14 protein-coding genes are annotated in these 16,205 nt (G+C 61.7%); 12 read left to right on the top strand and 2 right to left on the bottom strand.

Annotation, left to right across the window (positions count from 1 at the left end):
* The first annotated feature begins 82 nt into the window (after positions 1 to 82).
* From GH769_RS26210 to GH769_RS26160, 11 genes are all read left to right on the top strand, one after another.
* On the top strand, positions 83 to 1,078 hold the full coding sequence (locus GH769_RS26210; RefSeq protein WP_032901778.1) for a D-cysteine desulfhydrase: 996 nt from the start codon (positions 83 to 85) through the stop codon (positions 1,076 to 1,078).
* Between the two features lie 272 nt (positions 1,079 to 1,350).
* Positions 1,351 to 2,145 carry a cystine ABC transporter substrate-binding protein gene (gene tcyJ, locus GH769_RS26205; protein WP_014716462.1) on the top strand — a complete coding sequence of 265 codons (795 nt, stop codon included), beginning with the start codon at positions 1,351 to 1,353 and terminating at the stop codon, positions 2,143 to 2,145.
* Positions 2,145 to 2,810: a cystine ABC transporter permease gene (tcyL, locus tag GH769_RS26200; RefSeq protein ID WP_003187646.1), complete on the top strand. Its 666-nt coding sequence runs from the start codon at positions 2,145 to 2,147 to the stop codon at positions 2,808 to 2,810. Before tcyJ ends, tcyL begins: the two co-directional genes overlap by 1 nt.
* A 3-nt stretch (positions 2,811 to 2,813) precedes the next feature.
* Complete coding sequence (tcyN, locus tag GH769_RS26195) at positions 2,814 to 3,560, top strand: L-cystine ABC transporter ATP-binding protein TcyN (protein ID WP_014716461.1); 747 nt, start codon at positions 2,814 to 2,816, stop codon at positions 3,558 to 3,560.
* 372 nt (positions 3,561 to 3,932) lie between these two features.
* Entirely contained in the window at positions 3,933 to 4,721 is a 789-nt protein-coding gene (locus GH769_RS26190) for a hypothetical protein (protein ID WP_032901776.1), read from the top strand.
* 185 nt (positions 4,722 to 4,906) lie between these two features.
* Positions 4,907 to 6,148 (top strand): SfnB family sulfur acquisition oxidoreductase, encoded by a 1,242-nt coding sequence (locus tag GH769_RS26185; RefSeq protein WP_019819871.1) that lies wholly within the window; start codon positions 4,907 to 4,909, stop codon positions 6,146 to 6,148.
* Positions 6,149 to 6,188: 40 nt separating this feature from the next.
* Positions 6,189 to 7,382, top strand: a complete 1,194-nt coding sequence (locus tag GH769_RS26180) for an SfnB family sulfur acquisition oxidoreductase (protein ID WP_020302428.1) — start codon at positions 6,189 to 6,191, stop codon at positions 7,380 to 7,382.
* Positions 7,382 to 8,740 carry an LLM class flavin-dependent oxidoreductase gene (locus tag GH769_RS26175; protein ID WP_032901775.1) on the top strand — a complete coding sequence of 453 codons (1,359 nt, stop codon included), beginning with the start codon at positions 7,382 to 7,384 and terminating at the stop codon, positions 8,738 to 8,740. The genes GH769_RS26180 and GH769_RS26175 overlap by 1 nt, the downstream gene beginning before the upstream one ends.
* Positions 8,741 to 8,878: 138 nt before the next feature.
* The gene (locus GH769_RS26170; RefSeq protein ID WP_019819873.1) at positions 8,879 to 9,694 is read left to right on the top strand and encodes a MetQ/NlpA family ABC transporter substrate-binding protein; all 816 of its coding nucleotides are present in this window, start codon (positions 8,879 to 8,881) and stop codon (positions 9,692 to 9,694) included.
* Positions 9,691 to 10,806: a methionine ABC transporter ATP-binding protein gene (locus GH769_RS26165; RefSeq protein WP_032901774.1), complete on the top strand. Its 1,116-nt coding sequence runs from the start codon at positions 9,691 to 9,693 to the stop codon at positions 10,804 to 10,806. The genes GH769_RS26170 and GH769_RS26165 overlap by 4 nt, the downstream gene beginning before the upstream one ends.
* A complete protein-coding gene (locus GH769_RS26160; protein ID WP_003187635.1) occupies positions 10,796 to 11,440 on the top strand; it encodes a methionine ABC transporter permease in 645 nt (214 codons plus the stop codon). Before GH769_RS26165 ends, GH769_RS26160 begins: the two co-directional genes overlap by 11 nt.
* Before the next feature lie 2 nt (positions 11,441 to 11,442).
* On the opposite strand, the gene GH769_RS26155 is transcribed toward GH769_RS26160, so the two are convergent.
* The gene (locus GH769_RS26155; RefSeq protein WP_153649929.1) at positions 11,443 to 12,546 is read right to left on the bottom strand and encodes a hypothetical protein; all 1,104 of its coding nucleotides are present in this window, start codon (positions 12,544 to 12,546) and stop codon (positions 11,443 to 11,445) included.
* A 176-nt stretch (positions 12,547 to 12,722) separates the two neighbouring features.
* Between GH769_RS26155 and GH769_RS26150 the strand changes: the two genes are divergently transcribed.
* On the top strand, positions 12,723 to 13,349 hold the full coding sequence (locus GH769_RS26150) for a bifunctional 2-polyprenyl-6-hydroxyphenol methylase/3-demethylubiquinol 3-O-methyltransferase UbiG (protein ID WP_032901772.1): 627 nt from the start codon (positions 12,723 to 12,725) through the stop codon (positions 13,347 to 13,349).
* A 574-nt stretch (positions 13,350 to 13,923) separates the two neighbouring features.
* Here the strand turns inward: GH769_RS26150 and GH769_RS26145 are convergent.
* A complete protein-coding gene (locus tag GH769_RS26145; protein ID WP_032901771.1) occupies positions 13,924 to 16,113 on the bottom strand; it encodes a glycoside hydrolase in 2,190 nt (729 codons plus the stop codon).
* Between the last annotated feature and the right edge of the window lie 92 nt (positions 16,114 to 16,205).

Raw genomic sequence — 16,205 nt, 5'->3', positions numbered from 1 at the left:
CTTTCGTCATAAGCGATTGACGGTTGCCCGATGAAAAGTGCCTGCCTATAGTCCCCCCATCACTCAGCCACCGTGCGTACCCATGATCAAACAACAGCTCGACCGTTTTAACCGTCTGGAACTACTGGGCAGTGCCACGGCCCTGGAAAAACTCGAGCGGCTGTCGGCTTGGCTGGGCAGGGACATCTACGTCAAACGCGATGACACCACGCCGCTGGCCATGGGCGGCAACAAGCTGCGCAAACTCGAATACCTGGCCGCCGACGCCATCGCTCAGGGCGCCGATACCCTGGTCACCGCCGGCGCGATCCAGTCCAACCATGTGCGCCAGACCGCCGCGCTGGCTGCCAAGCTCGGCCTGGGCTGTGTTGCCCTGCTGGAGAATCCTACCGGCACCGACGACCCCAACTACCTGGGCAACGGCAATCGCCTGCTGCTGGAGTTGTTCGACGCCAAAGTGGAGTTGGTGGAAAACCTCGACAACGCCGACGACCAACTCAACGCCCTCGCCGACCGCCTGCGCAGTAACGGCAAGAAGCCGTACCTGGTGCCTATCGGCGGTTCCAATGCACTCGGCGCGCTGGGCTACGTGCGCGCCGGGCTGGAGTTGGCCGCGCAGATTGAAGACAGCGGCATTGAATTTGCCGCCGTGGTGCTTGCCTCTGGCAGTGCCGGCACCCACAGCGGCCTGGCCCTGGCCTTGAGCCAAGCACTGCCGCAATTGCCGGTGATCGGCATCACGGTGTCGCGTACCGAGCAAGCGCAATTGCCCAAGGTGCAGGGCTTGGCCGAGCGCACTGCCGAGTTGCTCGGCGTGGCTATTCCGCAAGCCTTCAAGGTCACCCTGTGGGACGAGTATTTCGGGCCGCGTTATGGCGAGCCAAACGCTGGCACCCTCTCGGCGATCAAACTTTTGGCCAGCCAGGAAGGTCTGTTGCTGGACCCGGTGTATACCGGCAAGGCCATGGCCGGTTTGCTGGACGGCATCGGGCGCCAGCGCTTTGAAGAGGGGCCGATCATTTTCCTGCATACCGGTGGCGCGCCGGCATTGTTTGCTTATGACTCAGTTTTCAACTGATTGAATACGGTCGATGTGGGAGCTGGCTTGCCTGCGATTGCGGTGGGTCAGCCAGAAACTTGGCACTGACACACTGCAATCGCAGGCAAGCCAGCTCCCACACAAGCCGCACATATTTCCAAAAAGAATATGAAATTGTATTTTTATTATTTTCAAGACTTAAAAACCCGCTTTATCATCGCGCCGAAGGCGAAGACGCGCTTCGCACTTTAGGGCAGGATACGACTACCGCGTCACCTGCTTCGCTCACCATAAAAACACAGGGGCTCTCCATGACTATTTCCGCATTTCGTCGCACGCTGTTGGTTGGCACTTTGGGCCTGGCGCTTGGCGCTGGCTGGCTGGGCCAGGCGGTTGCCGGCGAGCAGTTGAACACCATCAAAAAGGCCGGCGAGATCAAGATCGGCCTGGAAGGCACCTACCCACCGTTCAGCTTTGTCGATGAAAGCGGCAAGCTCAGCGGTTTCGAAGTGGAATTGTCCGAGGCACTGGCCAAGGAGCTGGGCGTCAAGGTCAAGCTGCAAGCCACGCCATGGGACGGCATCCTTGCCGCGCTGGAATCCAAGCGCCTGGACGCCGTGGTCAACCAGGTGACCATCTCCGAAGAGCGTAAGAAAAAATACGATTTCTCCAAGCCTTACACCGTGTCCGGCATCCAGGCGCTGGTGCTGAAAAAGAACGTCGACTCGATCAAGAAAGCCGACGACCTGGCCGGCAAGAAAGTGGGTGTGGGCCTGGGCACCAACTACGAACAATGGCTCAAGGACAACCAGCCTAAAGCTATTATCAAGACCTACAACGACGACCCGACCAAGTTCCAGGACCTGCGCATCGGCCGCATCGACGCCATCCTGATCGACCGCCTGGCCGCGCTGGAATACGCCAAGAAGGCCCCCGACACCGCCGCTGCCGGCGACGCCTTCTCCCGTCAGGAATCCGGTATCGCCCTGCGCAAAGGCGAGCCTGAATTGCTCGACGCAGTCAACAAGGCTCTGGACAAACTGCGCGCCGACGGCACCTTGAAGACGCTGTCCGAGAAGTACTTCAACGCTGACGTCACTCAATAATGGAAGCAGGTTTCCAACTCGCGCTGGACTCCGCGCCCTTTCTGCTCAAGGGCGCGTACTACACGGTAATCCTCAGCCTCGGCGGGATGTTTTTCGGCCTGTTGCTGGGCTTCGGCCTGGCCTTGATGCGCCTCTCGCGCTTCAAGTTGCTGAGTTGGACGGCCCGGGTCTACGTGTCGTTCTTTCGTGGCACGCCGTTGCTGGTGCAGCTGTTCCTGATCTACTACGGCTTGCCGCAAGTGGGCATCGAGCTGGACCCTATCCCTGCTGCCATGATCGGCTTTTCGCTGAACATGGCTGCCTATGCGTGTGAAATCCTGCGGGCCGCCATCGCCTCCATCGAGCGTGGCCAGTGGGAAGCTGCTGCCAGTATCGGCATGACCCGTGCGCAGACGTTGCGCCGGGCCATCCTGCCCCAGGCGATGCGCACGGCGTTGCCGCCTTTGGGCAACAGCTTTATTTCACTGGTCAAGGACACGGCGCTGGCCGCCACCATCCAAGTGCCCGAGCTGTTCCGCCAGGCCCAACTGGTGTCGGCGCGTACCTTCGAAATTTTCACCATGTATCTGTCCGCGGCCCTGATCTACTGGATCCTGGCGAGCATCCTGGCGCATCTGCAAAATCGTCTGGAAGACCGGGTCAACCGGCATGACCTGGAGTCTTGAAGCATGATCGTGGTTGAAAAACTGACCAAACAATTCAATGGTCAGGTGGTGCTCAACGGCATCGACCTGGAGGTCAAGGAAGGCGAAGTGGTCGCCATCATCGGCCCCAGTGGTTCCGGCAAGACCACCTTCCTGCGCTGCCTGAACTTCCTCGAAGAACCCACCAGCGGCCGTATCAAGGTGGGTGACATCGAGATCGACAGCAGCAGGCCGCTCAACCAGCAACAGGGCCTGGTGCGACGCCTGCGCCAGCATGTGGGCTTTGTGTTCCAAAACTTCAACCTGTTCCCCCACCGCACCGCACTGGAAAACGTCATCGAAGGCCCCATCGTGGTCAAGAAGATGCCACGGGAAGCGGCGGCCGAACTGGGGCGCAAGCTGTTGGCCAGGGTCGGCCTGGCAGGCAAGGAAGCGTCCTACCCAAGGCGGCTGTCCGGCGGCCAGCAACAGCGTGTGGCGATTGCCCGCGCATTGGCCATGGAGCCGGAGGTGATCCTGTTCGACGAACCCACCTCGGCCCTCGATCCGGAACTGGTGGGTGAAGTATTGGCGACCATTCGCAGCCTGGCCGAAGAAAACCGCACCATGGTCATCGTCACACACGAGATGAGCTTTGCCCGTGATGTGGCCAACCGGGTGATCTTTTTCGACAAGGGCGTGATCGTCGAACAGGGCGAAGCCAAGGCGCTGTTTGCCAACCCCAGGGAAGAACGTACCAAGCAGTTCCTGAGCAAATTCCTCGCCCACTGATGTTCTGTGTGGGAGCTGGCTTGCCTGCGATGCAAGCGCCTCGGTGTAGCAGTCCAACCGGGGTGATCCTATCGCAGGCACGCCAGCTCCCACATAAGCGAGGCCCTACAGGGAGTCGCCATTCCACCCCGTAAAAGACCCCGCCGCCTGCCCCCTGAGGTCCCCCCTCCCCGTCAGACCCGTCTGAATCTCGCCAAACCCACCGTTTAGCCCTTTGCCTCCATTGACGCTCCTTGGCCAACCCTCTTATCTAGCGCCTTGAGGATTGGATCCTATCCCGGCTACTGACTGAATCGTGCCTTTCGACCCCCCTTGCGCCTGTTCGTCGAGGTTTCGGAACGATTGCTGCTGGCTGCACCAAGGAGATTACTTATGACACACGCTCAAACCTCGGCCACGCTCCGTGCCCCAAGGCTGCCCCAGGCTATTGGAAACGGCATCAGCGCCCTGGCCTCCGCCCACTTGCAGGTCGACATTTCACCCTACCCGAGCATGGAAGAAGGCGACCTGATCGAACTGTTCTGGAACAACTGCTTCGCCGCCTCGCGCAAGGTGACGGCGTGCAAGATCGGCACGTGCACCCACCTGTGCGTACCGCAGAGTTTTGTGCAGGACGGACCGGCACGCGTCCACTACCAGGTCTTGCAGATCGGCCATGGCCCGATGCGCTCGGCGGTGACCCTGGTGCGGGTCAAGACCAACTACCCCGGCGGTCAGCCTTCGCCGCGCCTGAACCCTGAAGGCAGCGATGAAAACCAGAACCTGGCGCCCGTGAACCTGCCCGAGACGATCCGCCGCCATGGCGTCAACAGCAGCCAGGTAAGGCGCGGCATTCCGCTGACCATCGAGCCTTACCTGAACATGAGCACGGGCGATGCCATCACCTTGCGCTGGGGCGATGTACGCCTGGACCTGCCCCGCATTCAGGCTCAAAGCGTCGGCCTGGCGGTGCAGGTGTGGGTGCCGCCCCACGTGATTGTCGAAGCCGGCGACGACTGCCGGTTGGAGGTCACCTACTGCATTCTCGATCGCGTGGGTAACAACTCCCGCTGGGCGCCCGCCCGCACGCTGCGCATCGCGGCCTGCACACCGCCCCGCCCAGCCTCGCCCGCGCCAGGCTATCAACCGCGTCGCTTCGGTTCACCCTGTGAACCGGGGTGACAGCCCTTCTATGCATATTCCTAAAAGTTAGTTTATTTAAATAATTAACACGCTTAGGGTATATGCACCGGACCACCGGACATTCCTGATTTTTCTGTTTATTTCATTGAATGCGAGGTCGGTATGGTCAGAATTACCCCGGTGCGCAACGCCAGGGCATTGCGTGCAGCCAAGGAGCGGCGCTGATGTCTAACTTGGCTCTAACATCCCCCCAGAGTGATGTGGACGTAGCTCCCCTGCTGTTGCCCGCCACGGTGCTGCGCAACGACGCCCAGGCGCTGAGCGCCGCCCACGAGCTGGCCCAGGCTGCGCGTGCGCAGGCCGCCCAGCGCGACCAGCAACGCAAACTGCCCTGGGCGCAGCTCGAACAGTTCACCCGCAGCGGCTTGGGCAGTATTTCCATTCCCCGCGAATACGGCGGCCCCCAGGTGTCGTTTGTGACCCTGGCCGAAGTCTTCGCGATCATCAGCGCGGCCGACCCGGCACTCGGGCAGATCCCGCAGAACCATTTCGGCATCTTGCACGTATTGCAGGGCACCGCCACCGAGCGTCAGAAAAAGCAGCTGTTCCAGAGCGTGCTCGACGGCTGGCGCATCGGCAACGGCGGCCCGGAACGCGGCACCAAAAATACTCTGGAGCTCAAGGCGCGCCTCACGGCCGAAGGCGACGGTTACGTGCTCAGCGGCCAGAAGTTCTACTCCACAGGCGCCCTGTTCGCTCACTGGGTGGCAATCAAGGCCCTGAACGATGACGGCAAGCAGGTCATGGCTTTTGTACGTCGCGGCAGCGAAGGGCTGCGCATCGTTGATGACTGGTCCGGCTTTGGCCAACGTACCACCGCCAGCGGCACCGTGCTGCTTGATCGCGTAGCGGTGGACCCGGACCTGGTCATCGACAACTGGCGCCTGGGCGAAAGCCCGAATATCCAAGGGGCCGTGTCGCAACTGATCCAGGCCGCCATCGACGCCGGCATCGCCCGGGGCGCCCTCGACGATGCCATCGCCTTCGTGCGTGAGCGTTCGCGCCCGTGGATCGACGCCAAGGTCGAGCGAGCCAGCGACGACCTGTATGTGATCGCCGATATCGGCAAGCTGAAGATCGAACTGCACGCCGCCGAAGCCCTGCTGCGCAAGGCAGGCCAGGTGCTTGACCAGGTCAGCGCCGCGCCGATCACCGCGCAATCCGCCGCCCACGCCTCGATTGCCGTGGCCGAAGCCAAGGTGCTGACCACCGAAGTGGCGTTACAAGTCACCGAGAAGCTCTTTGAACTGGCGGGCAGCCGCGCCACCCTGGCCGAATTCAACCTTGACCGTCACTGGCGCAACGCCCGGGTTCACACCCTGCACGACCCGGTGCGCTGGAAGTACCACGCCATCGGCGCCTATCGGCTCAACGGCACCTTGCCGGCTCGTCATTCGTGGATTTAACCAACCAGAACACTTTTTCCACGAGCTTCTGGAGAAACTCATGACCCTTTCTCACCCCGTCGCGGTCATTACCAGCGACGAACAAGCGCTTATTGTCGCCAGCGATCTTGCTGAAGACTTGCGCCGCGACAGCGCCCAACGCGACCGCGAACGCCGCCTGCCGCTGCCCGAGCTGGACGGGTTTTCCCGCTCTGGCCTGTGGGGCATCAGCGTGCCCAAGGCCTACGGTGGCGCGGGCGTGTCCAACGTCACCCTGGCCAAGGTCATCGCACTGATCGCCCAGGCCGATGGCTCGTTGGGCCAGATTCCGCAAAACCATTTCTATGCCCTCGAAGTACTGCGGGTGAACGGCAGCCCCGAACAGCAGCAACGCCTGTACGCCGAGGTATTGGCTGGCCAACGCTTTGGCAACGCCTTGGCGGAGCTGGGCACCAAGACCGCACACGACCGCATTACCAGCCTCACCCGCGACGGCGATGGTTTTCGCATCAACGGGCGCAAGTTCTACGCCACCGGCGCGATCTACGCCCAGCGCATCCCCACCTCGGTGGTGGATGCAAATGGCGTGCAGCAACTGGCCTTCGTACCGCGTGACAGCGAGGGGCTGACGGTGATCGATGACTGGAGCGGCTTCGGCCAGCGCACCACCGGCAGCGGCTCGGTAGTGTTCGACAACGTGTGGGTCGCGGCGCAAGACGTGGTGCCGTTCCAGAGCGCCTTCGAACGCCCGACTACTGTCGGCCCGCTGGCGCAGATCCTTCACGCAGCCATCGACACCGGCATCGCCCGCGCAGCCTTTGAGGATGCCTTGCATTTTGTGCGCACCAAGACCCGCCCGTGGATCGACGCCGGCAACGACAAGGCCACCGAAGACCCGCTGACACTCAAGAGCTTCGGCCACCTGAGCAGCCGCCTGCACGCCGCCGAAGCCTTGCTGGAACGCTCGGGTGAATTCCTCGACCGCGCCCAGGCCGACAGCAATGCCCAGACCGTCGCCGCAGCCTCCATCGCCGTTGCCGAAATACGCGCCCTGAGCACCGAGATTTCCCTGGCGGCCGGCAGCACCCTGTTCGAACTGGCCGGCAGCCAGGCGACCCTGGCCGAACACGGCCTGGACCGCCACTGGCGCAACGCCCGGGTGCACACCCTGCACGACCCGGTGCGCTGGAAATACCATGCGGTTGGCAACTACTACCTCAACGATGAAAACCCGCCGCTGCGGGGGACCATCTGATGAGCAAAAAAAAGATCCTGCTCAATGCTTTCAACATGAACTGCATCGGGCACATCAATCACGGTTTGTGGACTCATCCACGGGACAACTCGACCGAGTACAAGACCCTCGAATACTGGACTGAACTGGCGAAGATCCTGGAGCGCGGGTTGTTCGACGGTTTGTTCATCGCTGATATCGTCGGCGTGTATGACGTGTATCAGGACTCCATCGACGTGCCGCTCCAGGAGTCGATCCAGTTACCGGTCAACGACCCGTTGCTGCTGGTGTCGGCCATGGCCGCCGTTACCCAGCACCTTGGCTTCGGCCTTACCGCCAACCTCACCTATGAGCCGCCGTACCTGTTCGCCCGGCGCATGTCGACGCTGGATCACCTGAGCCGTGGCCGGGTGGGTTGGAACATTGTCACCGGCTACCTCGACAGCGCCGCCAAGGCCATGGGCCTTACCGAACAGGTCGAGCATGACCGGCGCTACGACCAGGCCGATGAATACCTGCAGGTGTTGTACAAGCTCTGGGAAGGCAGCTGGGAAGACGACGCGGTGCACAACGATCGCCAAGCGCGGGTGTATGCGCAACCGGGCAAGGTGCACAAGGTAGAGCACCACGGCGAGTTCTATCAGGTGGAGGGTTACCACCTGTGCGAGCCATCGCCGCAGCGCACGCCGGTGCTGTTCCAGGCCGGCAGTTCCGAGCGCGGCTTGCTGTTCGCCGGGCGGCATGCCGAGTGCGTGTTTATCAGCGGGCAGAACAAGGCCGCGACCAAGCGCCAGGTGGACAAGGTGCGCGCCAGCGCAGTGGAGGCTGGGCGCAACCCGGACGACATCAAGGTGTTCATGGGCCTGAACGTCATTGTGGGCGCCACTGAAGCGTTGGCCTGGAACAAGCACGCCGAGTACCTCAGCTACGCCAGCGCGGAAGCTGGCGTGGCGCACTTCTCGGCCTCGACCGGGATTGATTTTGCCCAGTACGCGTTGGACGAACCGATCCAGTACGTCAAGAGCAACGCGATCCAGTCGGCCACCCAGAACCTGCAGAACAACGACTGGACCCGGCGCAAATTGCTCGACCAGCACGCCTTGGGCGGGCGCTATATCACCCTGGTGGGCTCGCCTGAACAGGTGGCCGATGAGCTGGAATCCTGGATCAGCGAAACCGGGCTGGATGGTTTCAACCTGACGCGCATTGTGACGCCGGAGAGCTATGTGGATTTCATTGAGCTGGTGATACCGGAGTTACAACGACGGGGCTCGTACAAGACGGAATATGCGCAGGGAACGCTGAGGGAAAAAGTCTTTCATGACACGGCTCGCTTACCCAACCAACACACCGGCTCTACCTACCGCCACGTTGTTTGATCGTTCCCACGCTCCGCGGGGGAATGCCTCTTGGGCGCTCTGCGTTCGCTTTGGGGACGCGGAGCGTCCCTGGCTGCATTACCACGCGGAGCGTGGGAACGATCTCGCTACCTAAGACCTTATGACTGGAAAACCACTATGAAAAAGACATTCTTAAACAACCCAGTCAAAGCACTGGCCCTGGCCTTCGGCTTATTCAGCTCGGCGGTATTCGCCGCCGATGCACCGTTGAAAATCGGCACCACCGCTGCCTTCGCCATTCCGTTGGAAGCCGCCGTAGAAGAGGCCGGCAAGCAGGGCCTGAAGGTCGAACTGGTGGAGTTCACCGACTGGATCGCGCCCAACGTCAGCCTCGCCGCCGGCGATATCGACGTGAACTACTTTCAGCACATCCCCTTCCTGGAAAACGCCAAGGCCGCCGCCGGGTTTGACCTGGTGCCGTACGCGCCGGGCATCATCAACAACGTCGGGCTGTATTCGAAAAAATACAAAAGCTTCAACGAGCTGCCCGCAGGCGCCAGCGTGGCGATTGCCAACGACCCGATCAACAGCGGTCGCGGCCTGCAACTGCTGGCCAAGGCCGGGCTGATCACCCTCAAACCGGGCGTGGGCTACAAGGCCACAGAAGAAGACATCATCGCCAACCCGAAAAACATCAAGATCCTGCAAGTGGAAGCGGTGCAACTGGTGCGCGCCTATGACGACGCCGATCTGGTGCAGGGCTACCCGGCGTACATCCGCCTGTCCAAGACCTTCGATGCCGAGTCGGCACTGCTGTTCGACGGCCTCGATCATCCGGAATACGTGATTCAGTTCGTCATCCAGCCCAAGAGCAAAACCGACCCACGGGTGATCAAGTTCGTCGATATCTACCAGCACTCGCCAGTGGTGCGTGCAGCCTTGGACAAGTCCCTCGGCAAGCTCTATCAGGTTGGCTGGGAAGCTAAACCATGAGTGCCGCCAACGCCCGATTGCACGATCTGGCCCCTGCGCCCAGCCACGCGGAACAGACTGAACTGCACCCGGACTTGAACCGCGCCCATGTGCGGTTCATCAACCTGGGCAAAACCTATGACGGCACGGTGCATGCGCTGCAAGGCATTGACCTGGCGATCCAGCGGGGCGAAGTGTTCGGCATCATCGGCCGCAGCGGCGCCGGCAAGTCATCGCTGATCCGCACCATCAATCGCCTGGAACAACCCAGCAGCGGACGGGTGCTGATCGACCAGGTGGACATCGGCAGCTTCGATGAAGACCATCTGGTGGCGCTGCGGCGACGCATCGGCATGATCTTCCAGCACTTCAACCTGATGTCGGCCAAGACCGTGTGGCAGAACGTCGAGTTGCCGCTCAAGGTCGCCGGTGTGCCCCAGGCACAACGCGCGCGAAAGGTGCATGAACTGCTGGAGCTGGTAGGCCTGCAAGACAAACACAAGGCGTACCCGGCGCAGCTGTCCGGCGGGCAGAAGCAGCGCGTCGGCATCGCCCGCGCGCTGGTGCACGACCCCGAGATTCTGCTGTGCGACGAAGCCACCTCGGCCCTCGACCCGGAAACCACCCAGTCGATCCTCGGCCTGCTGCGCGAGATCAACCAGCGCCTGGGCCTGACCATCGTGCTGATCACCCATGAGATGGCGGTGATCCGCGACATCTGCGACCGCGTAGTGGTGCTGGAGCACGGGCGTATCGTCGAGCAAGGCCCGGTGTGGCAGGTGTTTGGCGATCCGCAACATGAGGTCAGCAAGACCCTGCTCGCACCGCTGCAACACGGCTTGCCGCCAGAGTTGCAACGCCGCCTGCAACCCACGCCCGCCTCGGCCGACGCCGCACTGGTGCTGCGCCTGCAGTTCACCGGCAGCGACACCCTGGAGCCAGACCTCGCGGCACTGTTCAGTGCCCTCGGCGGCCGTGTGCGTTTACTACAAGGGGGCGTGGAACGCATCCAGGGGCATGCCTTGGGGCAACTGCTGCTGGCGGTGAATGGATCGCCGCACAACGCCGAAGAACTGCGCAAACGCGCGGCCAACTGGGCACAACAGGTGGAGGTGCTGGGCTATGTGGTTTGATCGTTTAGTGCAGGGCGCCATCGACACCTTGTTGATGGTGGGGGTGTCATCGCTGATCGCGCTGCTGGTGGGCATTCCGCTGGCGGTATTCCTGGTCACCAGTGACAAGGGCGGCATCTACCAGGCACCGGCGCTAAACCGCGTGCTGGGAGCGTTCGTGAATCTGTTCCGCTCCATTCCGTTTCTGATCCTGATGGTGGCGCTCATCCCGTTCACGCGCCTGATCGTCGGCACCACCTATGGCGTCTGGGCGGCAGTGGTACCGCTGACCATCGCCGCCACGCCGTTCTTTGCACGCATCGCTGAAGTGAGCCTGCGCGAGGTCGACCATGGCCTGATCGAAGCCGCGCAGGCCATGGGTTGCCGCCGTTGGCACATCATCTGGCATGTGCTGTTGCCAGAGGCGTTGCCCGGCATCGTCGGCGGCTTCACGATCACCCTGGTGACCATGATCAATTCATCGGCCATGGCCGGAGCAATCGGCGCCGGTGGCCTGGGCGATATTGCCTACCGCTATGGCTACCAGCGCTTCGATACGCAGATCATGCTCACCGTGATTGTGTTGCTTGTGGTGCTGGTGGCGGTGATCCAACTGAGTGGGGATAGGTTGGCGCGGGTGTTGAACAAGCGCTGACGTCACGGGCACTCATCCAGTTGGGCAACACTGGCACGGGGCACGAAGGTGATGGTTTTTTCCTTGGCCTGCCAGGGCCGCACGATATAGCTGCCATCCGAGTCGGCCATCACTCGCAATTTTACGCTGCGCTTGGGGTTGTCGGCGTCTACCAGCGCGCCGGGAACCTGGGCCTGCGCCGTCCAGGTCATCAAGGTACAAACGCGCCCTCCCGAGGCGGATCCTTGCAGCGGCAGGCCGCCCAACTTGGCCCCACTCGCCGGGATCAGCCCGAGTAAAACGATGAGCGCAAAGGCTACCAATGAGGCGAACGCCACCGGTTTTTTCTGGACGCGCATACGCACCACCAGGCAGGCGGCGCTTCCCTGGATCAGGAACAACACGGCCATTTCGGCGGCCATGAACGGCGCAAAGAACACGGCGCTGTCGGAGTACTCGCTGAAGGCGCGGGAGACCGGCACCGTCACCATCAGAATGACCACCATTTGAACCACCCCGGCGCCAGCACTGGCCAGCCAGAACTCGCCGGACAACTCACGCAGGGCAACATGGGCGGGGCGCGCACGAATGATGATGCCGACATAGGCCACTACCGCCGCCATGATCGCCACGATCCAACTGAGCGTCAGCAAAAACCCACTTTCGGCGTTCACGGACAGGTATACGGCGGACATCCAGAACACAAACATCACCAACAGGCTGGCCGCCCAATGTCCCAGTAACCTCCTGTGCTGGGCCGTCTCTTGCGGCGACTGCGGGCTGAGATTGAGTTGATCACTCAGACGCACACCTGTGCCGTTCAGGCGTGTGAACAAGATGAACGTGGGCACCAGGATCGATGCACCCATCATGCCGATCACAAATACCAACATGGCGAACATCGCTGGCAATGCGGTGAACGCCGACGCCGACAAGATACTCAGCGGCACCTTTTCCATCTGGATGTACTGGTACAGGTATAGGCCTGCCACCGAGAGAATCCCCACCGTCAGCGGCCAGGCACGCTCATTGAGCCAGAACAGCCCATTGCTCAATCTCGTGGCGTATTGGTCGACCTTGTTCGGCGCGGTGTGGTTGCCAACGGCGGGACGTTTTTCCTCTTCCATGGATGTATAACCCTCTGCAAATGAAGGCCGAATCTTACCCACAATTTCCCGTGACGGTCTGTCGGATGCGCACACTGCGAGCGCCATGAAGTGCCCTACAGCGGATACACGGTTTTCAACTCAAGAGTGGGCCGGGGTATAGTCCAACCACCTCAGCCGCAGCCGTGCGCCATGCCATGAAACTTGCTCCCGACGACCTCAACCAGATCACCTCCACCACCCTGGGCCATTACAACAAGGTGGCCGAAGACTTCCGTGAAGGCACCCGCGATCACGATGTGAGCCAGAACATCGACGCGCTGCTGCGGCATATCCAGGGCACGCCGCCGTTTACCGTGCTGGATTTCGGCTGCGGGCCCGGGCGGGATTTGCAGACGTTTACGCGCATGGGGCATATCGCCGTGGGCCTGGATGGCTCCGAACGTTTTGCGCAGATGGCCCGCGAAGACAGCGGCTGTGAGGTGCTGCAGCAGGACTTTCTCAAGCTGGACCTGCCCGCCGAACGCTTCGATGGCGTGTTTGCCAATGCGGTGCTGTTTCATATTCCCAAGCAGGAGTTGCCCCGAGTGCTCAAAGAGCTGCACGGCGCGTTGAAGCCTGGGGGCGTGCTGTTCAGCTCGAACCCTCGGGGCGAGAACCAGGAGGGCTGGAATGGGCCGAGGTATGGCTCTTATCACGATCTGCAGGCCTGGCGGGCCTTGCTGACCGCAGCCGGGTTTGAAGAGTTGGAGCACTACTACCGGCCGGCCGGGTTGCCGCGGGAACAACAGCCTTGGTTGGCGAGTGTATGGCGTAAGATTTAGTGCTGCATCGCCTGTACCTGCCTCATCGCAGGCAAGCCAGCTCCCACCTTTGGAATGCATTCCCTTGTGGGAGCCGGGCTTGCCCGCGATGACGCCGTAACGGGCAGCGTTATTTCACCTGATACACCACCGGCTCCCACCTTTGGAATGCATTCCCTTGTGGGAGCCGGGCTTGCCCGCGATGGCGCCGTAACGGGCAGCGTTATTTCACCTGATACACCACCGGCTCCCACCTTTGGAATGCATTCCCTTGTGGGAGCCGGGCTTGCCCGCGATGGCGCCGTAACGGGCAGCGTTATTTCACCTGATACACCACCGGCTCCCACCTTTGGAATGCATTACCCTGTGGGAGCCGGGCTTGCCCGCGATGGCGCCGTAACGGGCAGCGTTATTTCACCTGATACACCACCGGCTCCCACCTTTGGAATGCATTCCCTTGTGGGAGCCGGGCTTGCCCGCGATGGCGCCGTAACGGGCAGCGTTATTTCACCTGATACACCACCGGCTCCCACCTTTGGAATGCATTACCCTGTGGGAGCCGGGCTTGCCCGCGATGGCGCCGTAACGGGCAGCGTTATTTCACCTGATACACCACCGGCTCCTCCCCCTCCACAAGCACCGTCACACTGCGCCCGGCATACCCCTGTTTATCCACCGCCGAGAAATTCGCCACCAACCGCGTCCCGTCTGCGAAGGTGGTTTGCTGCAGCTGCTTGTCCACCGTCAGCCAGCGGAAATCCGTCATTTCCTGGGTTGCCAGGCGCTGGTGCAACGGCCGGAAAAAGCGGTCCTGGCGCTGAATAATCGGCAGCCGCGCCTTGAGCGTCGCCGCACTGAGGTGGTACAGCGGCGGCACGTTGTAGAGCAGTTGGGTCAGCTCATTGTCGCCCTGCACATTGCTCAGTTTGAGGCTGTCGAACAGCCAATGATGGGTGGTGATCACCGAGCCGTGGAACACCGCCTGATACAACGGCACGCGCATCGTCGGTTCGAAATACAGCGTGCGAAACGGCTCCTTCAACGGCACTGATTTGAAGAACACCGCCGGTTGCTCCGTGGGGTACCAGTTGCCTACGAAGTACGGCGACTGCGGGTCCTGGGTCATCTCGCGGTCACCCCAGCCGATCACCGGGGTCTGCATGCCGTGGGCAAACAGGATGCCTTGGGCAGTGATCGCGTTGCCGTCTTCGGAGCCTGTGACCAGCTTCGGCACGGTGTTGATCCAGCGGGAAGCATCGATATTGCCTTCGGCGTTTTGTGCCTGAGTCATGCTGGCGTTGCTGCGATAGCTGTCGAACAACATGCTGGTGGCGTAGGCATCGAGAAACCAGGCATTGAAGCCAGCCTTGGCGTGTACTGCCTTCACGCGTGCCTCCAGCAGCGGCCGCACACAACGTGGATCCGTGTAGTGGCCGGACTTCTGGAAACCGGTTTTCAGCTTGCCGTCTTTCAACACGATCGCGCAGTCGCGGTAGGCCTTGGCGCCCAGGTGGGCAGTGGTCCAATCGGGGTTTTCCGTGGCGGACAGGGCCGTTTCGTAGGAGTCGTAAGGCGCCATCAGAAAACCGGCTTCCACCCCCGCGCGAATCGCTTCGGGATGCCAGAGGCCACCCTCCCAACCTTCGCCCAAGGTCAGCAGCAGACGCTGCAGCCCGGCGTCGCGCAGGGTTTGAATGGTGCTACTGCCCCAGGTCTGCGGGCTGTCACTCAAGGCTCCCGCAAAGTCCACGGCCAGTTCACTGCGCAGCTCACCATAACGGGCGGCAAGGCGGGTCATATCTGGCTCTTGCACTTGCCAGGCCTGCCGGGCCTTGGTGTTGATCGCCGCGTTGAGGCCGCGCAGGAGCACGGTTTGTTCATAGCGATTCAGTGCAGCGGACTGCGCCAGCAGCTGTGCGCTCTCTTTGTCCATCAGGCTCTTGAGTTCATGGCTGCGCAGCCGTTGGATCAGTCTTGGCCAATCACGCACATCGCCCAAAGCCAGCAGGCCGTTGTCCCAGAGGTACACATGGCTGGCGCCCAGCAGTTTCTGGGCTTCGGGTGTTTGCCGCAGTTTGTCCGCCAACGGCTCATAGCGGCCCTGCTCCAGCAGCCACTGGCGGTAGCGCTTGGCACCAGCCAATGGGTCGGCATCGCCCAGGTACAGCCGCAGCGTCATCGGCGCATCAGGCGCCAGCGAGGTGAATTCATGGGCCGCGGAGAGCGCCAGGCCGTTGCCGTCGGCTTGCCATTGCAGGCGGTTGTTGTAGGGGTTGGTCAACAGCCAGCTCAAGGTGAAGCCACCGTGATCCACGCCCCACAGCGGCAGGCTCAGGTCCTGGGTGGTATTGAACTCGCCCCGCTCCAGCAGAAACGTCTTCCAGATGGCATTGCCGGCAGGCACGTAATGCCCCTCGGCCAAGGGCCAGATCAACCCTCGCCCCATGGCCTCGGCAGGCTGACGCAGCAGGGCCAGCTCACCGGGCTCGCGGGCGTTGATGGTCAAGGCCAGGTCGCGCTGTTGCAGGCGGGCGGTCAGGCGATAGGCGCCGTTGTCCCATTGCCAAGTGGCTTGATCAGGCGTGTTCTGCAATTGGCTGACGGCATGCGAGGCCACACCACTGGATGCCTGCACTGAAGCCTGGCCTGCGGGTGTCACGCGCAGCGCCAGGGTGGCGGGGTCGAGTTCGACGCGCCACAAGGCATTTTCCAGTACGGTGGCGGCGAAGGCAGACGGTGCAAGGAGCAACGCGCAAAACAGCAAGGTGAAACGCAGGCACTGCATGAGGATCGACCTGGGTTTGGAATGAGGACCAGAGGGTACAACATGCAGTAGCGAGCCAGGACGACATGGGGATTTTTCAGAAACTTCACACA

Origin of the sequence: Pseudomonas sp. CFSAN084952 (assembly GCF_009648855.1) — a bacterium.
Classification (GTDB): Bacteria; Pseudomonadota; Gammaproteobacteria; order Pseudomonadales; family Pseudomonadaceae; genus Aquipseudomonas; species Aquipseudomonas paracarnis.
Note: the sequence above shows the minus strand (reverse complement) of the source record. Positions and strands in the feature narration are given on the sequence as shown.